The 24,918-nt window shown below is 60.1% G+C and carries 18 protein-coding genes; 3 read left to right on the forward strand and 15 right to left on the reverse strand.

Annotated elements, in window-relative coordinates; genetic code table 11:
- Window positions 1-50 precede the first annotated feature (50 nt).
- The 3 genes from GVL04_RS19230 to GVL04_RS19240 form a co-directional block, all read right to left on the reverse strand.
- A complete protein-coding gene (locus GVL04_RS19230) occupies window positions 51-1,397 on the reverse strand; it encodes a hypothetical protein (RefSeq protein ID WP_159707493.1) in 1,347 nt (448 codons plus the stop codon).
- 213 nt (window positions 1,398-1,610) lie between these two features.
- Window positions 1,611-2,147 (reverse strand): hypothetical protein, encoded by a 537-nt coding sequence (locus tag GVL04_RS19235; protein WP_159707614.1) that lies wholly within the window; start codon window positions 2,145-2,147, stop codon window positions 1,611-1,613.
- 86 nt (window positions 2,148-2,233) lie between these two features.
- Window positions 2,234-3,076: a hypothetical protein gene (locus GVL04_RS19240; RefSeq protein ID WP_159707495.1), complete on the reverse strand. Its 843-nt coding sequence runs from the start codon at window positions 3,074-3,076 to the stop codon at window positions 2,234-2,236.
- A gap of 349 nt (window positions 3,077-3,425) precedes the next feature.
- Here GVL04_RS19240 and GVL04_RS19245 point away from each other — a divergent pair, with 349 nt between their 5' ends.
- Window positions 3,426-6,683 (forward strand): chitobiase/beta-hexosaminidase C-terminal domain-containing protein, encoded by a 3,258-nt coding sequence (locus GVL04_RS19245; RefSeq protein WP_159707497.1) that lies wholly within the window; start codon window positions 3,426-3,428, stop codon window positions 6,681-6,683.
- A 67-nt stretch (window positions 6,684-6,750) separates the two neighbouring features.
- Here the strand turns inward: GVL04_RS19245 and GVL04_RS19250 are convergent, their stop codons facing one another.
- The 10 genes from GVL04_RS19250 to GVL04_RS19295 all read right to left on the reverse strand — a co-directional run bounded on the left by GVL04_RS19250 (window position 6,751) and on the right by GVL04_RS19295 (window position 18,002).
- A complete protein-coding gene (locus tag GVL04_RS19250; RefSeq protein WP_089595595.1) occupies window positions 6,751-7,707 on the reverse strand; it encodes a glycosyltransferase family 2 protein in 957 nt (318 codons plus the stop codon).
- A gap of 3 nt (window positions 7,708-7,710) precedes the next feature.
- Window positions 7,711-8,196 (reverse strand): GtrA family protein, encoded by a 486-nt coding sequence (locus GVL04_RS19255; RefSeq protein ID WP_159707499.1) that lies wholly within the window; start codon window positions 8,194-8,196, stop codon window positions 7,711-7,713.
- A gap of 2 nt (window positions 8,197-8,198) precedes the next feature.
- Entirely contained in the window at window positions 8,199-10,307 is a 2,109-nt protein-coding gene (locus GVL04_RS19260) for a DUF6541 family protein (protein WP_159707501.1), read from the reverse strand.
- Between the two features lie 73 nt (window positions 10,308-10,380).
- Window positions 10,381-11,112, reverse strand: coding sequence for an ABC transporter ATP-binding protein (locus tag GVL04_RS19265; RefSeq protein ID WP_159707503.1), 732 nt, complete (start codon window positions 11,110-11,112; stop codon window positions 10,381-10,383).
- Complete coding sequence (locus GVL04_RS19270) at window positions 11,113-11,970, reverse strand: ABC transporter permease (RefSeq protein ID WP_159707505.1); 858 nt, start codon at window positions 11,968-11,970, stop codon at window positions 11,113-11,115. It abuts the gene before it with no gap.
- A 2-nt stretch (window positions 11,971-11,972) separates the two neighbouring features.
- Window positions 11,973-13,970: a glycosyltransferase gene (locus GVL04_RS19275; RefSeq protein ID WP_159707507.1), complete on the reverse strand. Its 1,998-nt coding sequence runs from the start codon at window positions 13,968-13,970 to the stop codon at window positions 11,973-11,975.
- Window positions 13,967-15,151: a UDP-galactopyranose mutase gene (glf, locus tag GVL04_RS19280; RefSeq protein WP_159707509.1), complete on the reverse strand. Its 1,185-nt coding sequence runs from the start codon at window positions 15,149-15,151 to the stop codon at window positions 13,967-13,969. Before glf ends, GVL04_RS19275 begins: the two co-directional genes overlap by 4 nt.
- Before the next feature lie 186 nt (window positions 15,152-15,337).
- A complete protein-coding gene (locus GVL04_RS19285; RefSeq protein ID WP_159707511.1) occupies window positions 15,338-16,324 on the reverse strand; it encodes a Gfo/Idh/MocA family protein in 987 nt (328 codons plus the stop codon).
- Window positions 16,324-17,415, reverse strand: a complete 1,092-nt coding sequence (locus GVL04_RS19290; RefSeq protein ID WP_159707513.1) for a DegT/DnrJ/EryC1/StrS aminotransferase family protein — start codon at window positions 17,413-17,415, stop codon at window positions 16,324-16,326. Before GVL04_RS19290 ends, GVL04_RS19285 begins: the two co-directional genes overlap by 1 nt.
- Window positions 17,412-18,002 carry an acyltransferase gene (locus GVL04_RS19295; RefSeq protein WP_235036363.1) on the reverse strand — a complete coding sequence of 197 codons (591 nt, stop codon included), beginning with the start codon at window positions 18,000-18,002 and terminating at the stop codon, window positions 17,412-17,414. The genes GVL04_RS19290 and GVL04_RS19295 overlap by 4 nt, the downstream gene beginning before the upstream one ends.
- A gap of 221 nt (window positions 18,003-18,223) precedes the next feature.
- Between GVL04_RS19295 and GVL04_RS19300 the strand changes: the two genes are divergently transcribed.
- Complete coding sequence (locus GVL04_RS19300) at window positions 18,224-22,390, forward strand: FtsK/SpoIIIE domain-containing protein (RefSeq protein ID WP_159707515.1); 4,167 nt, start codon at window positions 18,224-18,226, stop codon at window positions 22,388-22,390.
- On the opposite strand, the gene GVL04_RS19305 is transcribed toward GVL04_RS19300, so the two are convergent.
- A complete protein-coding gene (locus GVL04_RS19305; protein WP_235036364.1) occupies window positions 22,387-22,758 on the reverse strand; it encodes a hypothetical protein in 372 nt (123 codons plus the stop codon). The genes GVL04_RS19300 and GVL04_RS19305 overlap by 4 nt on opposite strands.
- Window positions 22,759-23,126: 368 nt before the next feature.
- On the opposite strand from GVL04_RS19305, the gene GVL04_RS19310 reads away from it, so the two are divergent.
- Entirely contained in the window at window positions 23,127-23,375 is a 249-nt protein-coding gene (locus GVL04_RS19310; protein ID WP_003804966.1) for a WhiB family transcriptional regulator, read from the forward strand.
- Window positions 23,376-23,443: 68 nt separating this feature from the next.
- On the opposite strand, the gene GVL04_RS19315 is transcribed toward GVL04_RS19310, so the two are convergent.
- The gene (locus tag GVL04_RS19315; protein ID WP_159707519.1) at window positions 23,444-24,913 is read right to left on the reverse strand and encodes a sensor histidine kinase; all 1,470 of its coding nucleotides are present in this window, start codon (window positions 24,911-24,913) and stop codon (window positions 23,444-23,446) included.
- Window positions 24,914-24,918: the final 5 nt, after the last annotated feature.

Here is a 24,918-nt window from a genome sequence, read left to right on the forward strand (position 1 = left end):
AAGTTCGTGGACAGGCCCCTCATTCATCAGCACCCTTAACCGGGCCAACACTATGCAAGCAAAGCATTCATGGCATTTACCAGTGTGGTCTCCACACCATTAGTGCCGGCCTTGAAATGCGCCAAGTGGCCATAGACAGTCATGGAGCCACCCGCGATTCCGGGGAAGTCCGGTTCCCATCCGCCCTCATAACTACCGAGGGGCATGGAAGGTGCAAAGAATTCATTGCTAGGGATATAGCAGCAGGATTCATTTGCATATCCACCGACAATAATTCCATTGGTCCCCCCATTTCGGCCGCGGAAATAAGCCGCGTAGCCACTGACGAGTTCCCCACCGATCATGGCAATCTTCAGCTCCGGACTGCCATTGAATTTCCACACTTGGAACGGGGATGGTACAGCCGTATCAAAACTGTTGCTGTCAATTCGACCTATCATTACCTGCGCGTGCCGTTGGTACCACTGGGGTTGGCCATTGGGATTGGCCAGCCTGGCAACGTAGGCAGCACGCACCGCGGCCAGATTTCCGGCTGTCGGAGTGATATCCAATGGCAGCTGGACTTCCTGGTAACGCGTCACCATGGGGCCGCTGAGGGCGCGCCCTGCAGACTGCATATTCGAATGCACCGTGGCGCCAAGCGCGTCTCCGTGCTGGTCCCTGAGTTCCCAACTGCGGACTCCCCCAGGGTCTTGATCTCCAGCCGGACCCTGCACGAACATCGCGAAACAATTTGGATTCCGGTTTTCGATGTAATTGCAGGCGCCTGCAGCAAAGTCTCCGTCAAAGAGCGTGCGCAAACCTGCACTGATGGGATGGCAGCCATAGCTGAAAATCACGGCAGCCGGCGTACCATTGCCTCGCCTGGCTACGAGGATTGGGACTGCCGTTTCCGTATATGGCAGTCCCACGCGGTTGGCGGAAAAATTCTGGGTGGAAACCTTGTAGTCGAAAGTCACTGCCGTTTCATCCGCGTCCAAGGCCTCCTGGGCAAGGTCAACGATGGTGTCTTCAAGGTCGGCACTGTAAGAGCGCACCAAGCCCAAATCCGACAGCCCGTAGGCCATGAAGGGATGAAGGGTGTCAATCAGGGCGGGCCCATTGTGCGTATGCGTCGCCTGGATCAGGATGTCGCTGCTAGACCAATCCGCAAGCCCGATGATCCTGTCCCTGATCCGTTGGTGCATGGATCGAGGCAACGCCAGGACATCCAGGCTGATAATGATGTGGGGATGGGCGTCTTCCCAGATGAGGATGGCCCGAGCGTACAAGGGCTCGAACGGCGAACTGCTGGTGGCCTCGCGTCCGCCGTCGGTAGAACCATATCCAGCCATATAGGGATTGGTGCTCAGCGACGGCGTTATGTCAGCGCTTGCAGTTCCTACTCTAAACGCCATAAAAGATCACTCCTTGATTGTGCGCAACGGGTGATCTTCGTTTGCCCCCAAACAAAGTCAGTTTCCCAAATACGCTGAACAGCCAATACGTGAGACCACCTTCATTAGACCATGTGATCCCGCAGATTTGTGTGGTTGGTAGCGATGAATATCGCCCTGTAATACGCCGCCCCGGCCTGAAAAATCACGTCGGGATCTGCGCTTTTTCCGTGTCTAGCCAGGCACCGCAGTCTTGAGCCATCTAGTGAGCAGCGCAGCCTGCGGAGCCAACGGCGCCAACGTCAGGGCGCCCTTCACTACGGGTATACCGTAGGCCGCGAGTGAGGCTGCCAGCGTCCTGTGATCCGTACGCGTACACGCCCTGATGATGAGCAGGCACAGAGCCGAAGCTTGGCCGGGAGCCGCACCTGCGGCCACGGCCGCGTTGACGGCAGCGGTCTCCTCGGGAGTCAGGGTGTGCGGGCCACTTCCGACGTAGGCCACCTGGCAGTCCGTGACGTGCATATACCGCGTGGATGCCCAGACTTCTTCAAGGCTCGAAAATTTGCCGATAAGGCTACCGTCTGCCGCAGTACAAGTGAATTGGTACCGGATGAGAGGCTCCGGACGCTCAATGGGAACTTTGTCGTCATTTGCGACAACAGGCGCCAAATCGAGTGCGGCTGGTTGGGAAGTATCTACTTTGGTTCCTGAACAACCGGCAAGGGCCAGAGTTGCCACACCGAGTTGAAGAACACTGCGCCTGCGCATGTCCACCGAGGGATCCCCACTTCATTCGGATGCTCCCCAGCTCCGCATGCATTGGTTATTCGCCCCAAGCCGTCTCCGGCTGCGTCTTAGTACATCTTCCCCCAAATTCCGCATTTGTCACTACTAAAATTTTGGCCGGCTTCAAGCTCGACGTTCTTGCCCGCCTCAGGGACTCCCCCGCTGTCAACGACCGAACCGTCAGGAGCAGCGACGGACCACGTACATTCGCTGGCCTCAGCGCCCGGCTTTAGGAGCTGGACTCCGCCAGGTGCCACGGTTTCGCCCACCACGTGGTTGCCGTCTCCAACCCTCGTGCCTTCAGCCCAGGCAGCGATGATTTTTCCTTGTGGAGCATCCGGACACAATGCGGCGGCAGCGAGCAATGTCCCGTGACTTGCCTCCTCGAATCCGCCGGGCCCCGTTTCGTCACTGATCCGCGTGCACAGCCGGAGGACATCCTGCATGGTTGCGAGACCATCCTCGGCTACGACTCCTTGAGGCGCGGCCATAGTGATTGCTTCAGCTTCGCGGGCCGTTGGAACAAATGGCTCGTTACCTGCGTAGGTGACTTCGCAAGAGTCCATGCGTGTGTAGTTGCTGGCAGCCCAAACTTCGGCGAGACTCGACAATTGGACTTCCGGCGATGCGTCAAGGCTGGTGCAACGGTAGGAAAACCGGCCCGGTTCGTCGTCGCCTGCTGACGGTCCGCCGTCGCCCGTTTCGCTGCTTCCTGGAGCGGACGACGGCGAGTGGCTGGGGGCTGCGCTGGCGCTGGAACTACTTGGCGCCGGCGTACTGGTCCCAGCGGTTGGCTGCGACGAAGGGGCTGTACAGGCGACCAACAGCATCACCATCGGCATTGCCATTAGGAAATATCTGCGCATCGTGACCTCCACCTCAATCGTGCGGTGCGGCGGTTGCGTGGTCAAGACGGGCCGCTTGGCGCCCCCAATCCGGACGCTTTCAGGAATTCACTAGTGACAAATGTGAAAATTGGTGGAAGATGTACGTAGACGCAGCCGGCAACGGCGTGGGGCGAATAACCAATGCATGCGGAGCTGGGGAGCATCCGAATGAAGTGGGGATCCCTCGGTGGACACGCGCAATCGCAGTGTTCTTCAGCTTGGTTTGGCATGTCTTGCCTTCGCCGGTCGCTCAAGAACCTCTCATAAGACTCCCCGCCCCTTTGCACTCAGCAGAGCGGTCGGAGGACGGCAACGCCACAAACTGACGGCTGTAATAGCAACGGCCAGCCTTGCAACGGCGGCACTTACCGGCATGCTGACAGCAGGCCCGGCCTCAGCGGACCAAGCACGCCAGACTGTGGCCACAGGTCTCACCAAAGCCGCCGGTACCTTGGTGGACCCGGACGGACGCTTGTGGGTTTCCGATGCGCGCGCAGGGTTCTGCCGCGTGACGGAGGCTTCCGGCGCAACAGCTGGGGGCCTCGAAACGGACACCTGTCTCGGCGGAACCCTGCCTGGTCACGACAACGGCCCGGCCTTGGCCGGAACGCCCGCCATGATCGATCCCTCACCTGCCAACCACGGCGATGGTGACGAAGTGGCCTTCATCCCGGATGCCGCCGTCGGAAGTTCCGACGTCGTACGGGCCCTCTGGAATCCAGGCAGCGGCGTGTTCGAATACAACGGCGCGCTCACCATCTTCGACGGCGACCTGAGGCCAAATGCTGTCAGCGACGGCCCCGACGGCAACATCTACTTGTCGTTTGCCAACGCCCGGTCAATCGTCAAGATTGTGGATCCCACAGCGCTCCATCCGAGCATCGAATCCATTGCGTCGGTCAACTCCAACTCCCTCAGCCTGGCCGCCACACACCGCAACAGTGCGGGCAACGTAGTGGTGTATGTCGCCGAAACCACGGGATTGACTGTGTTCACAGCCCCCGAAGACGGCGTACTGACCAACTTTGTCCCAGCCCCTCTCTATAACGTCGGCAACCCGACGGCCATCTACTACGACTGGCAGTCGCCCTTGGTCCTCTACACAGGAACCGGAGGTGGAACCACCACGGCCGATGCCGGGAAGGACATCGTCTCCCGCATCGACCTGAGCACGGACACCGTGGACAACCAGTGGGCCTTGGGCTTCAGCAAGATCGGCGGCCTGGCCATGCGGGACGGCAAACTATTGGTCATGGAAGACCCGGGACAGTTGGATCCTGCCAGGCCCGCTGAGCGCGGACGGGTGCTTACCTTGGGTGGCGTTGTACCTTCCATCGTCAGTGGTCCGACGGCGGCAAATGGAACCCAGGCCCCCAACCCGGCGTTCACCAACGACTCCACGCCAACGTTTGCTGTGGCTTCGACGCCGGCGGGCGGCGCCCTTGAGTGCAGCCTGCAGCTGAGTACGGCGACGCCGGTCTGGCAGGTATGTTCCGGCGGCACCTTCACGCCGTCAACGGCATTGGCCAACGGGGCCTACACGTTCTCGGTGAGGGCAGCTCCATCGGGCCTGCCCGTGTCGCGGACTTTCACAGTTGACTTGGCCGCACCGAGCGCACCGGTTATCACCTCACCCGCGGCCGGAGCAACGGTCAACGGCTCACCGGTCCTCGGCGTCACCTCCGATCCTGATTCGACGTTGTCCTGCTCGGTCGATTCCACAACGGCGTTTACCGCCTGCACCAACGGGCACGTTTTCAATCTCGCTACCGCGGGGCAACACATCCTGAGGGTCCGGGCTACAGACATGGCCGGCAACGTCAGCACACTGGCGTCAGTAACCGTAACCGCCGACCTGACCGCACCCCAGGTATCCATCAGTTCGCCGGCGGAAGGCGCAACAGTCGGCATCTCGCCTTCCTTCACCTTCGCTTCCACATCCACGGATATCGCAGGATTCAGGTGCAAGCTCGGCTCCAACGCATACACTGCATGCACATCTCCCAAGGCCTATACAAACGTTCCAAGTGGTCCCGTCACCTTCACGGTGGAAGCCCGGGACAACGCGGGAAACACGTCCACGGCTACAAGGAACGTGACGGTCTTCGCCGCTGATACAGCCCCGCCAGTTGTTTCCGTGGATCCGGCCGGCGGAACCTACGGTGCCGGCAAGACCATTGCCTTGTCGGTCAATGAGGCGGCCACCATCTACGTAACAACCAACGGCACAACACCCACCACATCGAGTCCCGTCTACTCGGGACCGATCCCGTTGTCATCGATGACCCTGAAGTACTTCGCGCGGGACACTGCGGGAAATACCTCGGCAGTGGCCACCCAGACGTACGTGCTGGACACCACGGCTCCAACCCTTACCGTCACTCCTGCTGCAGGGGGCTATCCCTCAGGACAACTTGTCACGATGTCTTCCAGTGAACCCGGAAGCATCTTCTACACAACAGACGGCACGACCCCGGCAACTGCCGCATCGGGAACTACCAAGGCCTACACGGCGGCGTTTGCACTGACTGCCAACACCACCGTTAAGGCCTTGGCCGTGGACGGCTCCGGAAACGTCTCGGTGGTCACCACGCGCGCCTACACGGTTCTGGATACGACTCCTCCAGTGGTAACTGTGACGCCACCTGCCGGCAGCTACCCTGCCAATCAGCAGATCACCCTTACCGCAAACGAAGCGGGATCCAGCATCTACTTCACCACCAACGGAACTAATCCCACTGCCACAGCGGCAAACAAGTACTCCTCAGCGATCATCCTGACAGCTGCGATGACTCTGAAGTATTTCGCGGTGGACACGTCCAACAACAGTTCAGTCATCGCCAGCCAGGCCTATACCGTGACAGCCCCACCGGCGAATACCTGGAAGGACTACACCGGTGACGCAAAGAACGACGTCGTGGCACGCGACAACGGCGGCACGCTGTGGCTGTATCCGGGCAACGGATCCGGGGGGTGGTTGACCCAACGCTCGCTGGGCACCGGCTGGAACTCGCTGAATGCAATCGTTCCGACGAAGGACTTCAACGGAGACGGCCGTAGCGACGTCCTGGCACGGGATACGAATGGCGTGCTCTGGCTGTACCCGGGAAATGGCTCCGGTGGCCTCCAGGCACGCGTCCAGGCCGGCACCGGCTGGTCCGGAATGACGCTCATCCTGGCACCAGGCGACTTCAGCGGTGATGGCAAGGCCGATGTCCTCGCACGAGACTCAGCTGGCGTCCTCTGGCTGTACCGCGGTAACGGCACAGGCGGTTTCACCTCAACCGCCCAGGTTGGTACAGGTTGGAGCGCCATGAATGCCATCCTGAGTACCGGCGACTTCAACGGCGACAGCAAGACCGATGTGCTGGCCAGGGACACGTCAGGCATCCTCTGGCTGTATCCAGGCAACGGCACAGGCGGTTGGCTTAGCCGGGTCCAGGTTGGAAGCGGCTGGAGCGGGATGACAGCCATTCTTGGACCGGGCGACTTCAACGGCGACGGCAAGAACGATGTCCTCGCCCGCGACGCTGGTGGCAACTTGTTCCTGTATCCCGGCAACGGAACATCCGGGTGGCTGTCCCGCAGCCAGGTCGGTTGGGGTTGGGGAGGCTTCACTTCCCTTCCATAGGAACATGAAAAAGGGAGTGCCCGGACGTCCAACGTCCGGGCACTCCCTTTTCACCTTTGAGACGCTTCTATGTGCGTTCCTTCATGGGATGCATGGTGGGCCTGTTCGGGCTCGCCTGGATATCCAGCTGCAGGGATACCAGGAGCATCTGGACGCCCAACACAAAGGGCACCACAGCCAACATCACCGACCCGGCCGTCGGAGATCCCACGCTTGCCGCGAGGACCCAGATTCCCGCCACAAGGCCCATAACGATGAGGGCAATGCCGGCGATCAGCAAGAGTGCGACAGCTGAGAAGGACCACACCATGTATTTCCACCACACACGGCGCCAGAAGCCGCCAAAGAGCATGGCAAGAAGTTCGGGAATGACTTTCCGCAACTTAATGCTGGAGACTTCGTTCCCATAGACCGCAGGAATAGGCACGTCCACGATCGGAACATCAAGAATATTGAGGTGGATCAGGAGGTCGTTTTCGAAGCTGTACCGCGCTGCCACTTTGTTCATGGGAAGACGGCGGAGGACCTCGGTGCGGATGGCGGTGTAGCCGTTCTGCGGATCGAAGATGTGCCAGTAGCCGGAGGCAAGCTTGGTCATGAAGGACAACACGATGTTGCCGAAAATACGGTAGCCGGGCATTCCTGCAAACGACTCGCCCGAGAAGAATCGGTTGGCCTTGGCGAAGCCGTAGCCATCAACCACCGGATCAAGAAGCTGGGGAAGGTAGTCAGGATCCATCTGGGCATCGCCTGCCATGACCACGTTGATGTCGGCGCCGAGTTCCATCGCGGCTTTGTGGGCCGTCAGGACTGCGCCTCCCACGCCCTGGTTGACTTCATGTCGAATCAAGGTGACCCGGCCGTCGTCGGCGCGGCGTGCTGCGCCCGACGTGTCGTCCGGGCTGCAGTCATCAACAATGACGATGTCATCAACAAAATCAGGCATCGTTTCGATCACCTGAGCGATGTGGTTTTCTTCTTTGTAGGCCGGTACTACCGCGGCAATTCGAACGCCTCGATACATCGATTATCCTTCGCTGCTGTTTGGTGTGAGTTTCTGTGTTGGCGTGTCGGTGCCCGACTGGCCATCTAACTGTTCGCTGCCGCTGTTCGGTTGCTTCTTTTGCGGAAAGACCCAGTGCTTGTAAATGAAGTAGTTCCATCCCATAGTCACGATCGTCGCAACCACTTTACCCACTACGTAGCCGGCGCCTATGAACTCGAAAAGCTCGACAATGCCCATCACAGCCAACGTATTGAAAACCAGGAGGCCCGAATACCGAAGCACTCCGCCTAGGGCAGTTCCGCCACCGTTGAAGGCAAAATGGCGCTGCAGGAAGTAGTTGAAGAAGAAGCTGCCCCAGAAGCCCGCGCCGGTGGCCAGCCACAGCGGCCAGCCAAAGACCTGGAAGCACAGGGCCAGAAGACCAAGGTCCAGCAGAAAGCTCAAGCCGCCGATGAGCAGGAACTTGAACAAGCTGGATGCCAGGAACTTGGAGATGAATGCCTTCATGATCAGCAGATCCTTCCTAGCGGTGCAATGCCGTCCGGGTTGCGGTTTTCAAGGATCCCCGACACGCCGTCAAGCTGGAGACGGTCCGTCGCAGCGGCATCGAATGCCTCCTTGCCGCCAGGCAACTGCGACCAGTCGATCTTGTACAGGGCAGCGTTTCCTTCACGCACCACAAGCTGGAGGTAAGGAATGGAGTCAGGCTGCGTGAGCCCCGCCTTGGGCTCATCCCATGCCCTGATCCTGCCATCGGCAATGTAGACCCATTCGATGCCCAGTTCAGCCGCCGCGTCGCGTACCTCCGGATCCGTAGCGAGCTCCGGGAGCTTTTGGAGGACGAGCAACTGACGGTTTGTCGGAAGGATCTCGAAGTGCCGGATCATCGGCATGCGGTTGCCCAGTGCGTACATCCAAACGGAACCATCGCACGAGTCGTTCAGCACCGTGGCGTCCTCCGGCACGTACTGGTCGATCCTGCTGAGAAGCCCAACTTCAGATGCGCTCAACGTGGCACCATCAACCTTGGTATTGATATTGATCCGCTCGGCGTTCTGCTTGAAGTAGGGGATGGCAGCGATCCCGCTTACCAAGAGCACGGCCGCGGCCGCCGCAGCAGTCACTACATGACTGGGCCTGCGGCCGGCTTGAATTCCATCCGGGGTGGATTTCGCCGGCCTGCTGCGTATCCTTGCGACCAGCCATGCAATGGCTTCGGCCAACTGCGCCACTCCCAAGCCCGCGAGGGGTACCAGGAGCATTACGAGGATGCCGAAGATACGCCACTGGTCATCGTAGAACGGAGCCGTCAACGTCATGAACCTGGGGTTGTCGGTACCCATGGTGTAGACCGACAGGAATGCAAAGGCCAGCACAGGACCGAGATACCACCACATACGGATCCTGAGGACCACGGCCAAGCAACCGAATGCCACGAGCGCGGTCAGGATCGGCATGGCCATCGAACCATGGTTCAGGAAGATGATGTTTTGGATGGCCCCATTGCGGTCGGTGTCCGCTGCCCACACCTGCTTGGAAACACGCTCGGATTCCTTCAACATCTGGGCGATGATCGGCCAGCCGAGGATCACCGCCAGGACACCTGATACGGCAAGGTATACCGTAATGCCGAGAATCCTGCCCTTGCGGCGAACCAGCGCCGAAAGCAACCAGAAGAGAAGCACAGGAAGTACAACGAAGGCCAACGAAGGATGGACGGCGATAAGTCCTACTGCCCCAAACGCGATGCCGGGGATCCAGAACTTCTGCCGTTCCACCGCCCCCTTCACTGCCAGCAAGGCGAATGGACCCACCAGCAGCATGCCGGCAAAGAACGGAATCAGCGGGCCGCGCCACAGGAGGTCATAAGGGTAGACCGTAAACCAGCCGGCAACGGCCGCAGCCGCAGCCACTGCAATTGGGCGGCGAGTGACCAGCATCGTCAGTGCCATGGTGCTCAACGGCAGTTGAACTGCCATCATCACCAGGACAAAGACATTCAAGAACACGGGGATGCTGACACCGCTCATCGGCCAGAACAGCGACAACACCGCATGGAAGGCAATCGGGTAGCTCCGGATGGGAGCTTCAGGAATATTGGTGTCGTAGTAGGCGAAGTTGCCCGCGATACTCGGATCCCACTCGTGGTTCACGGAGATCAGCCGGATCATGTTGGCGTGCCACGGAATATCCCAGTCCTGATTGATCCCCTGGAGGCCTTCAGTTCCAACAATCCATGAGACAGCGGCGACCGCACCTCCTGCGACCAATCCCGCGAGGAGTATCCACCATGAGCCTGCAAACCGATGCTTGCCAAAGACGGCCGGCCTGGCGGCGGAGCCGAACTTGTCCGGGAAATAGCGGCGCAAGGTGATGCGCAGGGCAAACAGGAGTGCAGACAGAACCAGCAGGACGGCCGTCACTGGAAGCAGCTGCCAGCTGAGTCCCAGCGCATTTCCCATGACGCCGATGACGGTCAATACGCCCATCCCGAGCAATGGCGCCACAACGGGCAGCAGAACCCGGCGAACGCCCAAGGCTTCCCCCAGGATCCAGCCCGGGCCCCACCACAACACAACGATCAGGAGTACACACAACAGCAGCGGGCCGATACCCATTCCTACGATCGCCTTTCTTAGATGCTTCCACTAGCCATCCGTTGACAGACGACTCTTTGCAATTGAATGCGGGTTAGTTACGTTCCCGCAGCCACGCCACAGCTTGGTCAGCCGGACCCTCGAACTGGACCGTGCCGGAGGACAGCACAACTCCCCTGTCGCAAATCCGCGAAATCATGTCAAGGTCATGGCTGACAACCACCAGGGTGCGGCCCTCATCAGAAAGTTGCTTGATTTTGGCAAGGCACTTCCTCTGGAATGGCTCGTCGCCCACGGCCAGGATCTCGTCCACGAGGAAAATATCCGGTTGGGTATGGACGGCCACCGCAAAGGCAAGCCGGAGGAACATTCCCGAGGAGTAGAACTTCACCTCAGTGTCAATGAACTGTTCGATCTCGGAGAAGGCAACGATGTCGTCAAACTTGTCCTGGATCTCCTGCTCCGTCATCCCAAGAATGGCTGCGTTGAGGTAGACGTTTTCACGCCCGGACAGATCCGGGTGGAACCCGGCTCCCACCTCGATCAAACCTGCAACCCTGCCCTTGGTACGCACGGTCCCTTGGTCGGGCAGGATGACACCCGAGATCAGCTTCAGCAATGTGGACTTACCGGAACCGTTGAAGCCCAACAATGCCACGGTCTCCCCCGACTGGATCTCAAAGCTCACGTCATGGAGCGCATCGAACTTCTTCGTGAGATCCCCTTTTCGCCCTTTGGCGAGCCAAACGAGGGTTTCCTTCATGGAGTGCGAGTGACGAAGGTTGAATGTTTTCTTCAGGCCTTTGACGATTACTGCAGCGCCCATTTAGACCTCCTGCGCAAAGTGGCCCTCGAGCCGTCGGAAGACGATCTGGCCAATAACAAGGAACAGGGCTGCCATGCCCAGTCCGATGAAGCCCGTCACCAAGAGATGCGGGGGCAATTCGACGGGCTGGTCGACCGTCGGGTACCAGAAGGCCCAGTGGAACAGCTCCACCGCAACGGTGATGGGGTTCAGCTGGTAGATGGTCAGAACCCAGGGCGCCGCCAACCGGCGGATCATCGTCCAGTCATACAGGACCGGCGAAGTCCACGTCACGATCATCATCAACATGTCGACGATGTTCTCGGCGTCCCGGAAGAACACATTGATGGCACCCGCCAACAGGCCAAGGCCTGTTGCTGTAACTGCCACAATGACAAAGCCAAGTAGGGCACCGAAGAGTTGCATGACATCCGGATGCCACCCGCTCAGCAGGGCCGCGGCCAGCAGAACGATCAATTGCGGAAGGAAGTGGACCGCGGCGACCCATACGGAGGCTACGGGAAACAGCTCACGCGGAAGATAGATCTTCTTGACCAGTGCCGCATTCGACACGATCGACCTTGTGGCATTCGAAAATGCTTCCGAGAAGAAGTTGATGACAATGACGCCGGAGAACATGTACAGCGCATAGTTCGGAATTTGATCCCCAACGCGCAGAACAATGCCCAATGCGAAAAACAGCACAACATACTGGACGAGCGGCTTGACGTACGACCATGCCAGACCCAGTACCGAACCGCGGTAGCGGACACGGAGTTCCTTGCGGACAATCAGTTTGAGGAGGTACCGCCGCCGGTACACGTCCAGCAGTCCGGCGCCCACCCCCGGAACAGCATAAGTATCAGTGGAGTTCGACATCGCTACTTGCTGGGCTCCGACGCTTCAAAAGTTTCCCGCCAGGATTCCATGGAGGTGATCTCGGGAAGGGCTTCGCGATACTGTGCCCTCAGTGTCTCCCAGTTGGAGAAAAGCTGGGCGTGCAGCTTTGCCGATTCAACCACCAGTTGACGAGCCAGCTTGGGGTCACGCAGATGCCACGAAGCACCCGTGCCGTCAGCATTGGAGACCACAGCACTGTCCAGGTGCGCGAGGCTCCACCACTTGCCATCCTGATGGGCAACCTGCGCCTCAGGATTCTCTTTGGCAGAATCGCGGACGGGAGCCAACGTTTGCTTCAGGACAGTCTTCACTGCCCAAGGAAGCAAGCCCAAGGCTCCGGGCTGCTTGTACGATTGCGGCTTCTTGGGGGGACGTTTCCGGAAAACTTCCGGGAAGGCCCCAGGATCAGTCTTGACCTGCGAGTCCTGGAACTCTTCGCGCATTGCACGGAGTTTAGGCATCGTGGTGGGCAACTGTTCGTGAAGATTCGCCGGCCCAGCGAGGACATCACGCAGTGCCATGATGCGGGCCTGCTCAGGGTAGTACTGCATTGACACCAAGTGCTTGACGTCTGTGTTCAGGCTCTCGCGCAGGATGCGTCCGCCCTTCGGGAACGGCGAATGCAGGAGCGTAGCAATAAGCCTGTTGCGCTCGTGGTAGTAGGCCTGCCAGTCAACTGAGTCATCCTTGTCAGCCCAGGAAACATGCCAGACTGCTGCCCCGGGCAGAGTGACGGTCGGGAAGCCGGCCGCACGGCCGCGGAGGGAATACTCTGCGTCATCCCACTTGATGAAGACAGGAAGGGAAAGGCCGATGGTTTCCACCACGGTCTTGGGGATGAGGCACATCCACCAACCGTTGTAGTCGGCATCCCAACGCCTGTGCAGCTGAGGTGTGGACCGCAACCCTGCAGCGGAGAAGTCGTGGTTGCCAAGGCCTTCGACCGGTCCCCACAGGAAGCGGTAGAAGTTGACGACTTCCGAGTAGGCGTGGAGGACAGACTTGTTGTACATATCGAACATATGCCCGCCGACGATGGTTGGCTTGCGGCAGAGGTCAGCGAACGCCACTGCACGCATAACGCCCTCCGTCTCAAGCTCAATATCGTCATCCAGAAGCATGACGTAGTCGCTCTTGTCGGAAACGACCATCTCGTACATGTTGCGGGCGAACCCGCCCGAGCCGCCCAGGTTGCCCTGGTTGATAACGCGAAGCTGGTCACCCATTGACTCAGCGACTGCATCAAATCCGGCTTCGTCGGCTACCTTCTTGTTGCCTTGGTCGACGATGATCAACTCCGCGAGGATCTCCCTCAGCCCAGCGTCAGCATCAATCGACTTGATGGTTTCGAGGCAGTAGTCCGCGCGGTTGAATGTCGTAACCCCGAGCGTGACCCGGCCCTGCGGGCGGCCTTCGTCCGGAACTGCCCAGTGTGCGCCCTTGAGGGTCATGCCATCGCCGCCGGCGATCAGATCAAACCAGTACCAGCCGCCGTCGCCAAACGGCGCAAGTGTCAACTCGAAGTCGTTGCTGGCGGCGCCTTCGACGAGGATGGAATCCACACGCTGTGACGCGCCACGGGCGTTGGATCGGTAAACAATGACCGTCCCCTCGCCTTCGGTTTCAAGGTGCAGGACTGTCTTCGTGGCGACGGTCCATTTCCGCCAATAGCTGGCAGGGAAAGCGTTGAAGTAAGATCCAAAGGAAAGGCGTTCCCCACGACGAACCTGCACGGAACCACGGTCCAGGATATCTTCCGGGTGGAGTTTCCGCGCCATGCCTACTGCCTGCACGACGGCGCTGCTTTCGCCATCTTCCTTTTTCACCTTGCTGGTGTCAGGGTCGACGTACAGCGGAAGGGTGTCAAGGTCGCGGTTGGCAGGGAAGACCACACGCTGAACGATGCGGAGGTTTTCTTTGGCCGGGGCTTCCATGGTGGTCATCGCAGTCTTCTGACTTTCGTTTGTAGTAGCCGTCATGCGTCCACTCCCCCGCTTTCAAGCTTGGCGCCGCCAGTGAAGTGCGGCTTGATCTTGTTGTCGAACATGGACAAGGCGGAGCCTATGGCCATATGCATGTCGAGGTACTTGTACGTTCCCAGTCGACCGCCGAACAGGACAGACTTCTCGTCGCGGGCGAGATCGCGGTAGGCCAGCAGCTTCTGGCGGTCATCAGAGGTGTTGACCGGATAGTACGGCTCGTCGCCCTTCTCAGCAAAGCGCGAGAACTCACGCATGATGACCGTGGCGTCCTTGGTGTAATCCCGCTCCGGGTGGAAATGGCGGAACTCATGGATTCGCGTGTAGGCAGCGTCTTCGTCCGGGTAGTTCATGACGGAACAACCCTGGAAGTCCTCAATGGGGAGGACTTCTTCTTCAAGGTCGATGGTTCGCCACGAGAGGTCACCCTCGGCGTAGTCGAAGTAACGATCCACCGGGCCTGTGTAGATGACAGGCACCTGACCGAGGACAGATGACCTGCCGAACTCGCCGTCGTCGAAGAAATCCGTATTCAGAACGACCTCAATGTTCGGGTGATCGGCCATACGCTCAATCCAGGCGGTGTAGCCGTCAACCGGGAGGCCTTCGTAGGTGTCGTTGAAGTACCGGTTGTCATAGTTGTAACGCACGGGAAGCCGCGAAATAATCTCGGCCGGCAGGTCCTTGGGATCCGTCTGCCACTGCTTGCCCGTGTAGTGCTTGATGAAGGCTTCATACAAGGGCCGGCCAATCAGCTGGATGCCCTTGTCATTGAGGTTCTGCGGATCAGTTCCAGCCAACTCGCCTGCCTGTTCGGCAATAAGCGCCTTCGCCTCCGTTGGGCTCATGGCCGAGCGGAAGAACTGGTTGATGGTGCCCAGGTTGATGGGCATGGGGTAAACCTCGCCCTTGTGGCTGGTGTAAACCTTGTGCTGGTAGCTGGTGAACTTGGTGAAGCGGTTCACATAATCCCAGACGCGTTCATTCGACGTGTGGAAGAGGTGCGCGCCGTAACGGTGTACCTCGATTCCTGTCTGCGCCTCATTCTCGCTGTAGGCGTTTCCTCCAATATGGTGGCGGCGATCAAGCACCGCGACCTTCAGCCCCAACTCGGTAGCGGCGCGTTCTGCAATGGTCAGGCCAAAGAAACCCGAGCCGACGACGACGAGATCAGCGTTCACAAACTCTCCTGTGTATTGGCGTGCGGGCACAGAAATGCCCACGTCTACTGGTCAAGGCTACCCGACATGACGAGCGTTCCCCGTATCCGGGGCAGCGTACGGTGGTGACGGGCGGCGTCGGGAAACGGCAAAGGGAGACTGGCCAGCGGCCAGCCTCCCTTTAGCGCCTTGATTAATGCGGGTGGCTCAGAGAGTGATGACTGAGCCGGATTTTGCCGAAGCCAAAACAGCCTCCGCAACCCTTAGAGTCTCAAGCCCCTCGGCCATCGTGACGATGTTCAGCGACTTTCCGAGAACTGCATCACGGAAGGCCTCATGCTCCATTTTGAGAGGTTCGCGCTTCGCCAGCGCGAAACGGGTCGAGGATCCCTCGGAAACACCACGGAAGGCCGCCACCGAATCCCAGTCCGTCTGGAACGTTCCGTTCTCCACGAACGTGAGATCGGCGGAAATGGTATCGGCAATGAAAGCCCCGCGTTCGCCAAGAACCACCGTGGTGCGTTCCTTCATGGGCGAGAGCCAGTTGACGATGTGGTTCGTTACGACCCCACTCTTGAGATGGCCAATGGCAGTAACCATGTCTTCGTGCTCGCGTCCGCTACGGGAGGTGGTGTGGGCAACGACGTTGATGAAGTTGCTCTGAGCCAGCCACGCCGTGAGGTCGATGTCATGGGTTGCCAGGTCCTTGACCACGCCTACGTCCGCGATGCGCGCCGGGAACGGTCCCTGCCTTCTCGTGCTGATCTGGTAGACCTCACCCAGGTCACCATTCTCCAAACGGTCCCGGAGGCTTTGCAGCGAAGGGTTAAACCGTTCAATATGCCCGACGGCACCGATAAGGCCTTTGGATTCAAAGGCTTCGGCAATGCGACGGCCGGACTCGGAATCGTTCGCGATTGGCTTTTCCACGAGGCAGTGGACGCCGGCCTCGGCCAGCTGCAGTGCCACTTCCTCGTGCAGGATGGTTGGCACGGCCGCTACGGCCATGTCTATGCCCTGGGCAATAAGCTCTTCGACCGTGTTGAAGACAGTCAGGCCGTCCGCCACATTGTGTGGGTCCCCGAAGGAGTCGGCGACTGCAACAAGGTCAACGCCCTCCAACTCACGGATGACGCGGGCGTGGTGGCGACCCATCATGCCCAGTCCAATAAGGCCGGCGCGCAGATTCGCCACTAGCTACCTGCCTTGGCCACGGCGTTGACAGCGGCAACAATCCGGTCAAGGTCGTCCTGACTCAGGGACGGGTGCACCGGGAGCGACAGCACGCTTGCTGCTGCTTCTTCCGTGACGGGGAGATCATCCGAGGTCTGGAAAGGCGCAAGACGGTGGTTGGGGATCGGGTAGTAGACACCGCACCCAACGTTGTACTCCTCGCGGAGAGCCTTCGCGAAGCCGTCACGGTCCTCGGCAATGCGAATCGTGTACTGGTGGTAAACGTGCTCGTAGCCTTCGGCGACCTTGGGGGTCACTACGCCTTCGATGTTTGCGTCAAAGAACGCCGCGTTTTCCTGACGGGTCTTCGTCCAGCCATTAACCTTGGTGAGTTGAACGCGGCCGATGGCAGCGTGGATGTTGGTCATGCGGCAGTTGAAACCGACCAGTTCATTTTCGTACTGGCGTTCCATGCCTTGGTTGCGGAGCAACCTCAGGCGACGTTCAACATCTGCCAGACCAGTACTGACCATGCCGCCTTCGCCTGACGTCATGTTCTTCGTGGGGTAAAGGCTGAACATGGCAAAGTCGCCGAATGTACCCACCTTGCGCCCGTTGACGGCTGCACCGTGAGCTTGGGCCGCGTCCTCGAAGACCTTGACTCCGTGTTTAGCAGCGAGTGCGCCGATGGCGTCAACGTTAAACGGGTGCCCATAAAGGTGGACGGGCATGATGGCAGCCGTACGGTCCGTGATTTTCGACTCGACGGAAGCCGGGTCCAGCGTGTAGTGGTCCGGGTCCACGTCAGCGAAAACGGGAGTGGCACCAGTCAGCGCCACCGAGTTGGCCGTCGCTGCGAACGTGAACGACGGAACGATGACCTCGTCTCCAGCGCCGATGCCGGCAGCCAGCAGGCCCAGGTGAAGACCCGAAGTTCCGGAGTTAACGGCAACGGCGGCCCTGCCATCGAGGAGGACCTGGGAGAATTCCTGCTCGAAAGAGGCTACCTCCGTGCCTTGGGCGAGCTGGCCGGAAGCCAGCACGGCATCAACGGCCTTGCGCTCTTCATCGCCGATGATGGGTTTGGCGGGGGGAATGAATTCGGGGCTCATGCCTCTACCTCTCGAAGGGTCTCGTTCTGTTCAACATACGTTGCGCCGGTTTCCGGACATACCCAGTTCTCACCGCTGCGCTGCAGCGGGAAACCAGCTTTGCCGACCCAGCCGTGGCGCTTGGCCGGAACTCCGACCATCAGGGCAAAATCAGGGACATCCTTGGCCACGACGGCTCCGGCGGCAATTGTGGCCCAACGGCCAATGGTCACTGGAGCGACGCAGACGGCACGTGCACCGATTGATGCACCTTCACGAATAGTGACGCCTACCGGCTCCCAATCGTGGGCGCTCTTCAAGCTGCCATCCGGGCTGACCGCACGGGGGTATGTGTCGTTTGTCAGCACGACCGCAGGACCGATGAAAACTCCGGCCTCAAGTTCCGCGGGCTCGTAGACAAGTGCGTAGTTCTGGACCTTGCAGTTATCCCCCATCTTGACCCCGGTGCCGATATAGGCACCCCGTCCTACGATGCAATTGACGCCCAATTCGGCCTGCTCGCGGACTTGGGCCAGATGCCAAATCTTTGATCCATCACCAATTACCGCCTTGTCTGAAACATCGGCGCTCTCCGCAACCACTATCACCGGTGAAGGTCCTTCCTCATTGAGCACACGCGACAACGAGATTCATCTTAGCCGAGACACCATGCCCCAGCGTCAAACACACAAGCGTGGTGGCCCGGCCCGGGTTGTCCACATACGGTGCACTGGGTGCTGCGGTCCCGGTTCCGAGCCCATAACGTCGGCCATAGCGTTCAGGCCAGCGAGGGACAAGACCACCATTGATGACGCGGGAGAGGGAAGCAATGACATTGGAGTGCACATTGGTGCGCGGCCCCGTTGCCGCGGAGTCCCCCGCTCCGGAGGAACTGACCATCGAGGTTCCTGAAGGCACGTCCGGCGCCCACGTTGAATCCATTCTCATGCGCGAACGTGGAACTGGCAGGTTATCCGTTGAGGGACAGAGTCTGTCCACCCTTACGGTTGGCTTGCCGCCCCTGGTGTCAGGCGCCGTCGTCGTGGATGGCACCGCGCCGAAGCGCGACTTCGGACCGGAATGCCTGTCTTTGATACTTCTCACCCACTCCGGCCCCAGCGCAGGTGCGGTCTTCCGGATTCAACGCGGCCGGTTCCGCATAGGCAGGGGTCCGGTCGATCTGTCCGTACCAGACCCGGGCATGTCCCGAGAGCACGCCGTCTTGGAGGTATCCAGCACGGCCCTCACCCTGACGGACGTCGATGCTGCCAATCCGGTCCTCGTGGATGGGCGGCCCATCCGCCACACATCAGTTACCTCCGAATCAATGATTCTGTGCGGCAACTCCACGTTCACGGTCTCCGCGGAGAGCGGTCCACTGCCGGATATTTCAACCGAGGCCGGCCGCTCTGTGGAAGAAGCCTTGGAGGTAACGCATGCGGGGAGGCCTGGAAATCGTGCGGCAATGATCTTGACGGCGGGGCTGCCCTTGATTGCAGGGATCGGACTGGCTGTTGCCACGGGGATGTGGATGTACCTGGGGTTCACCGCCATCTCAGCGGTCAGCCTCCTTGTCCCATTCGTCACGGGCCGGAAGAGCCGACGGGAGTGCAGACTCGCTGTAGCGCGCGCAGCACGCGAAGATGCTGACCGGCGCCGTCGGTGCTCGCCGTCTGCAGCAGAACTAGTGCTTGCTGCGCATGGAAGGTCCGAGGACTTAGGCGGGCTGATTCGTGAAACAGCCCAGGAGCCGGCCGTTTCAGCAGCAGTGCAAGGTTCATCACCACAATCAGGAAGTGAGCCATCAGGGGTATGGATCCGGCTCGGCACGGCGGAGGAGTTGGCGAACATCCGACTGGCACCCGATGATCCCCTGTTCCATCCGCCAACAATCGGCATCGCGCCCGTGACGTTGGATCCACGGCACGCTGAGGTGACTCTGTGCGGGCCGAACAGTCACGTGGACGCCCTGCTCCGTTTCATTGTGATGCAGCTTGCCGCCTACCCCTGCGCGGCAGAGTCCCCTGTCATCTTTCTTGGACGTGTCGGGAGGCTGCCCATGGGCGCCAGATTCCTGCCGGAAGTGACTCTCACGACCAATCCTGAGGCCGCCCTCGCAGTCCTTGACCAACAAAATGACAGCCCGAACGGCCGGCTGATCGTGCTGGACCATCCGGACTGTGAAGAGGACGTCCTGACAGCCATGTTCAATGCAGCCCGACTGGCGGGGTGGCAAATAATGCATTGCGGGACACCAGCCGAACGCACTGGAACGCTCATCGAAATTTCACAATCGGGGACAAAGGGATATCTGGAACTGGCCGGCGAACGCCGGAGTTTCGTTCCGGATCTGGTCCCTGAGGGAGTTTTCGACGCATTCTGCCGAAACCTGGCGTCGAAACCCCGCCCTGTAAGTGCAGGCACCAGCCGTGATATTCCCGTCCAGTGTTCCCTGACCGAACTGCTGCCACACGGACCGCGGAGAATCCTCCTTCGTTGGGAAGAAACCGCAATGCTGGACGGACTTTCGGCTGTGTTGGGCCAGGGCGCCAAGGGGCGGGTGGGATTCGACTTCACGCTCGATGGTCCCCACTTGTTGGTTGCCGGCACCACAGGATCCGGAAAGTCGGAACTCCTCAGGACACTCGTCGCTTCAATAGCGCTGAGCTATTCTCCCGACCATACAACTTTCCTGTTTATTGATTTCAAAGGCGGTTCAGGGTTGGGGCCGCTTTCAGGACTGCCACACTGCGTAGGCCTCCTGACGGACCTTGGCAGGCACCAGCTGGATCGCGCCCTGGCTTCTCTACGCGGAGAGGTCAGGCATCGCGAGGAACTGTTCGCAGCGGCAGGGGTCATGGATATAACCCAATATCAACGGGCCCCTTCGCGCGAGTTTCAGCCTATTCCGCATCTAGTACTGGTAATCGACGAATTCCGGATGCTGATTGACGAGGCTCCCGGCGCTCTTCGCGAGCTCATGAGAGTCGCTGCCATCGGTCGCTCCCTTGGTATTCATCTGGTGATGGCCACGCAAAGGCCCCAAGGGGCCCTGACCGCGGATATCCGGGCAAACGTCACCTCAAGTATCGCCCTACGAGTGCAATCGGAGGCTGAGTCCGTGGACATCGTCAATTCCAAGGCTGCTGCCTCAATACGCACAGACACGCCGGGCCGGGCATATTTGGCCCGGGCCTCGGGCAATCCGGAGCAATTCCAGGCTGCGTCTTTGGCCGTTTCACGCGATTCCACGGCTACCGAGGGACAGGTGGGAGTCTCCCGGTTTCTCGTCCATACGGCCGAGGAGGGCTTGAACCGCCGTTCCGATGCGCAAACACTGGCAAACCGCCAAAATGCTCCATCCGATGCAGGTGTCCAGCAGCTCGCTTCCGCAGTCCTGGATGCATGGCATCGGCTCGGCAGACCGCTCCCAAGACATCCTGTAGCTGTCCCACTGCCGTCGTTGATCCGATGGCATGAGGAACTGCCGGGTTCAGACGATTCGCCCCGGGCAGCGACACCCTGGGCAGTTGGGCCGTTGGCATTGGTTGACAGGCCGGCGTGGCAAATCGTGGAGCCTTTGCTGTGGTTACCGGCCGAGCACGGTCATCTGGCTATGATCGGGAGTCCCTCAGGGGGAATGCACAACTGCTTCAGGGCGGTCTCTGCCATGCTGGCAACACATCTGCCTCAACCACACCTCTACATTCTGGATGGGGCCGGAATACTGGGCGACCTCTATGACCGGGAAGGAGTCGGCGCCAAGGTGGGCCTGCACGAGTTGCCGCTCGCGGTCAGTGTCCTGAGGCGCCTGTCAGAGGAAATGGACCATCGACGCACGGTCCACGAAGCTGAAAGGACCAAACCACTGGCGCTAATAATCACCGGATGGTGCTCGTGGGCAACCTCGTTCCGGTCCGGGCCTTCAGCATGGGCAGAGACTGTCCTGCAGGACATCGTGAGGGATGGCTGCCCGCTCGGCATCACGGTGCTGATTTGTGGCGACAGGGAACTGGTCACCTCACGCTTTTTTGCCGCGATACAGAATCGAGCCTATTTCCCTCTCGGGTCCACGGAAGAATCAAGGTTTCACTGGCCGCGCCTTCCTGACGTGGAACCACTTCCGGGGCGAGCGGTAACCACAGGCAGCTTCGTCGGAGAAGGGCTTACGGTCGCACACTTTCGTGAGGCCCCGGATAAAGGCGGCTGGCCGTTTGCGAACGTGGCGTCATCGGAACCGCCATTCCGCATACGGTCGCTCCCGGGCCGCCTCAGCGAACACGAATTCCGCGATCGCCTACAGTCATCCAACGTTCAGCGGATGCTGGCGGGGAAGAGTTCAGCGCTTCGGATCGATCAAGGAGGCACCACCACAAGCGTCCTTGGCCAACCTGGAGGCTGTTCGGGGACGCCACTGTGGGTCGGCATTGGAGGTGACGAAGCCATCCCGCTGTCCTTGCCCCTCCGTTTACACGGTGTCACCGTTATTCTCGGAAGCCATCTCTCCGGGAAGAGCTCGACGCTGGCCTCGCTCCACAGGCTGAATCCCTCTGTTCCATGGGTCTTCCCGCCAGCGGGGGCATCCCCTGCCCCATTTTGGGCGTCCGTCGCACGAGGGGCAGCCGAAGGAGGCCTGAACCCCGACAGCATCCTATTGGTGGACGACGCTGACTCTTTGGATGCTCAAGGCCGCCAGGCCCTCGCCGGCCTGGCGGGAAGCGTCAGCGGCGTCGTCATAACGGCCACTCCAGGGCCAGCGCTGGTCCAGCAACTGCCGTTTGTCCGGGAGGTGCAAACCTCGCGCATGGGTTTGGTCCTGGCACCGTTAACGCCCCACGACGGCGAACTCCTTGGGGTGCGTCTTGAAGTCGACCGGACAGCTCTGCCGGGTCGCGGCTATCTCGTGAATGGAGCGGATGTGAAGCCGTTTCAAGGAGTCTTGACAACGGGCTTTCCACCCGCGGAAGGGCATGATTCGGCGAAACAGTTGCCCTAAAGGACCCCGGGGGTAGAGCCTGTGCGTGATGCGTACGCGATGACGTCCTTGTGGAAGAGGAAGATGATCGCTGCAACAGCGGGGACGATCATCGCCAGGCCTGGCATTACCAGGCCGGCGGTCATAGTGGGGAACCCGATGGTCAGGACAAACAGCTGGGCAACCAAGGCCGCAGCCCTCGTCCATCTGTATCCGCGGAACAGGTAGTGCCCCACCGCGAACAACCACGTCGAGAAAGCCAGAAGGAGCCCCAGCGTGAAGACGGCTCCCCAGAAGGTCAGCACGGGAGCCCCAGTGAGGAGCTCGAACGCATACCAAGCGGCCGCACCGAGGAGAGCCAGTGCTTCCAAGAGGACAACAGCCGCAATCACGAGGATTCCCCGGGGTCGTCGACTGCCGCCCGAGCTGCTTGTTTGGTGGTGCGCCTGCACATCAGAATCGTCAGGGCGCTCCGCCCCGGAGGCGGGTTGGGCAGGGTTTACGGGAGGTCTTGACACACTGGCACACTACCGGACATAGTCATCTAGCAGTGAGGGCACTGGCAGCTGATGTGATGCATCGCTCACGGATTCCGGGCATTTCGACCACTAACACCCCTTGTTTACAAGGCGTTAACATGAAACGCTTGACTCAGACGACCAAGGGGGCCCATGCGGGCCCCTTTCCTTTGGAGCCTCTCGTGAATGTTTTCACAAAAGGCCCTATCTAGTTCTCAGGAATGGAGTGACTGATCAGCATGGATTGGCGTAATCGCGCAGCCTGCCTCGACAAGGACCCGGAGCTCTTCTTCCCAGTCGGCAACACGGGACCAGCACTTCTGCAGATCGAGGAAGCCAAAAGCGTCTGCCGCCGCTGCCCTGTCGTGGACACCTGCTTGCAGTGGGCCTTGGAGTCCGGACAGGACGCCGGCGTTTGGGGCGGCATGAGTGAAGACGAGCGTCGTGCCCTCAAACGCCGTGCCGCCCGCGCACGCCGCGCTTCCTAGCCCTCGGAATTAAGGAAGGCCGCGGACCAATTGGTCCGCGGCCTTCCTTGGTTTAAGCCACCGGGTGCCTACGCCCGTGCGAGGTTCAGCACGATTTCGACGGCGGTCCCGCCTCCTTCGCGTGGGCTCCACTGAATGGATCCGCCGAGCTCGCTCGTCACCAAGGTGCGGACAATCTGCAAGCCCAGGCCCTCCGTGTACTGTCCGTCCGGCAGGCCCACGCCGTCGTCGGCAATGGTTACGGTGAGAAATTCGTCGTCGCCGTCCCCATCTGCCCGGTCAGCCAACAGCCACACCGTACCAGTGCGCCCCTCAAGACCATGTTCCACGGCATTGGTGACAAGCTCGTTGATAACCAGCGCCAAAGGAGTGGCGAAATCACTGGGCAACTCGCCGAACAGCCCCGAACGTTCCGTGCGTACTTGCTGGGACGGGGACGCCACCTCGGCAGACAACCGGAACTGCCGTCCAATCAACTCGTCAAAATCGACACTCTGCGTTAGGCCCTGGGAGAGAGTCTCGTGCACGAGTGCGATGGTGGCCACGCGTCGCATCGCCTGTTCGAGACCTTGTTTCGCTTCGTCGCTGACCATGCGCCGCGATTGCATTCGCAGTAGGGCCGCCACAGTTTGAAGATTATTCTTCACCCTGTGATGGATTTCCCGGATAGTGGCGTCCTTGGTGACAAGCTCCATTTCCCTTCGCCTCAGTTCCGAGACGTCACGGCACAAGACGAGGGCGCCGAATCGATGCTGCTCATCGCGCAAAGGAATGGCTCGCAGGGAAAGACTGACGCCCCGTGATTCAATCTCGCTGCGCCACGGCATTCGGCCGGTGACAACCAACGGCAATGTCTCATCCACCATTCGGCGGTCCTTGAGCAGGCCGGCAGTCACCTCGGCCAGCGAACGGCCCTCCAGTGACTCAACTTCACCGAGTCGTCGGAAGGCAGAGACGCCATTCGGGCTGGCGTACTGCACGATGCCTTCGGCGTCGAGCCTGATAAGCCCGTCGCCCACACGCGGCGCTCCTCGCCGGGAGCCCGTCGGAGAAGCGAAATCGGGCCACAGCCCGAGCGTCCCCATCCGCAAGAGGTCATACGCGCACTGGCGATACGTCAGTTCCAGCCTTGACGGCATGCGGGAACTGGATAAGTCCATGTGGGACGTGACCACGGCAAGTGTCCTGCCGTTGCGCACCATGGGAACAGCTTCCACTCTAAGGGCCATCTCGCTGCTCCAGCTTGTTTCGCTGGAACGTTCGATCGAACGGCTGTTCCATGCCTTGTCCACCAAGGGGCGGAGGTCAGAGCGGATGCCCTCCCCCACGAAGTCCGCGTGGAACACCGTATGTGATGTCGACGGACGAACGTGGGCGAGGGCGATGTACCCAAACTCCGGATGCGGGAACCACAATGCGAGGTCCGCGAAAGCCAAGTCAGCGACCATCTGCCAGTCACCGACGAGGAGGTGCAGCCATTCGGCATCTCCAGGCCCGAAATCAGCGTGTTCCCTGATGGGGTCTGTAAAGATTGCCACTGCAC

Source organism: Arthrobacter sp. 18067 (assembly GCF_902706295.1).
GTDB lineage: Bacteria > Actinomycetota > Actinomycetes > Actinomycetales > Micrococcaceae > Arthrobacter.

Bases quoted from the DNA above. Each gene is read 5' to 3' on its own strand.
- GVL04_RS19250 (WP_089595595.1), bottom strand. From the start codon at position 7,707: ATGTATCGAGGCGTTCGAATTGCCGCGGTAGTACCGGCCTACAAAGAA.
- GVL04_RS19310 (WP_003804966.1), top strand. From the start codon at position 23,127: ATGGATTGGCGTAATCGCGCAGCCTGCCTCGACAAGGACCCGGAGCTC.
- GVL04_RS19290 (WP_159707513.1), bottom strand. From the start codon at position 17,415: ATGAGCCCCGAATTCATTCCCCCCGCCAAACCCATCATCGGCGATGAA.
- GVL04_RS19265 (WP_159707503.1), bottom strand. From the start codon at position 11,112: ATGGGCGCTGCAGTAATCGTCAAAGGCCTGAAGAAAACATTCAACCTT.
- GVL04_RS19270 (WP_159707505.1), bottom strand. From the start codon at position 11,970: ATGTCGAACTCCACTGATACTTATGCTGTTCCGGGGGTGGGCGCCGGA.
- GVL04_RS19230 (WP_159707493.1), bottom strand. From the start codon at position 1,397: ATGGCGTTTAGAGTAGGAACTGCAAGCGCTGACATAACGCCGTCGCTG.
- GVL04_RS19255 (WP_159707499.1), bottom strand. From the start codon at position 8,196: ATGAAGGCATTCATCTCCAAGTTCCTGGCATCCAGCTTGTTCAAGTTC.
- GVL04_RS19275 (WP_159707507.1), bottom strand. From the start codon at position 13,970: ATGACGGCTACTACAAACGAAAGTCAGAAGACTGCGATGACCACCATG.
- GVL04_RS19235 (WP_159707614.1), bottom strand. From the start codon at position 2,147: ATGCGCAGGCGCAGTGTTCTTCAACTCGGTGTGGCAACTCTGGCCCTT.
- GVL04_RS19260 (WP_159707501.1), bottom strand. From the start codon at position 10,307: ATGGGTATCGGCCCGCTGCTGTTGTGTGTACTCCTGATCGTTGTGTTG.
- GVL04_RS19300 (WP_159707515.1), top strand. From the start codon at position 18,224: ATGACATTGGAGTGCACATTGGTGCGCGGCCCCGTTGCCGCGGAGTCC.
- GVL04_RS19245 (WP_159707497.1), top strand. From the start codon at position 3,426: ATGCTGACAGCAGGCCCGGCCTCAGCGGACCAAGCACGCCAGACTGTG.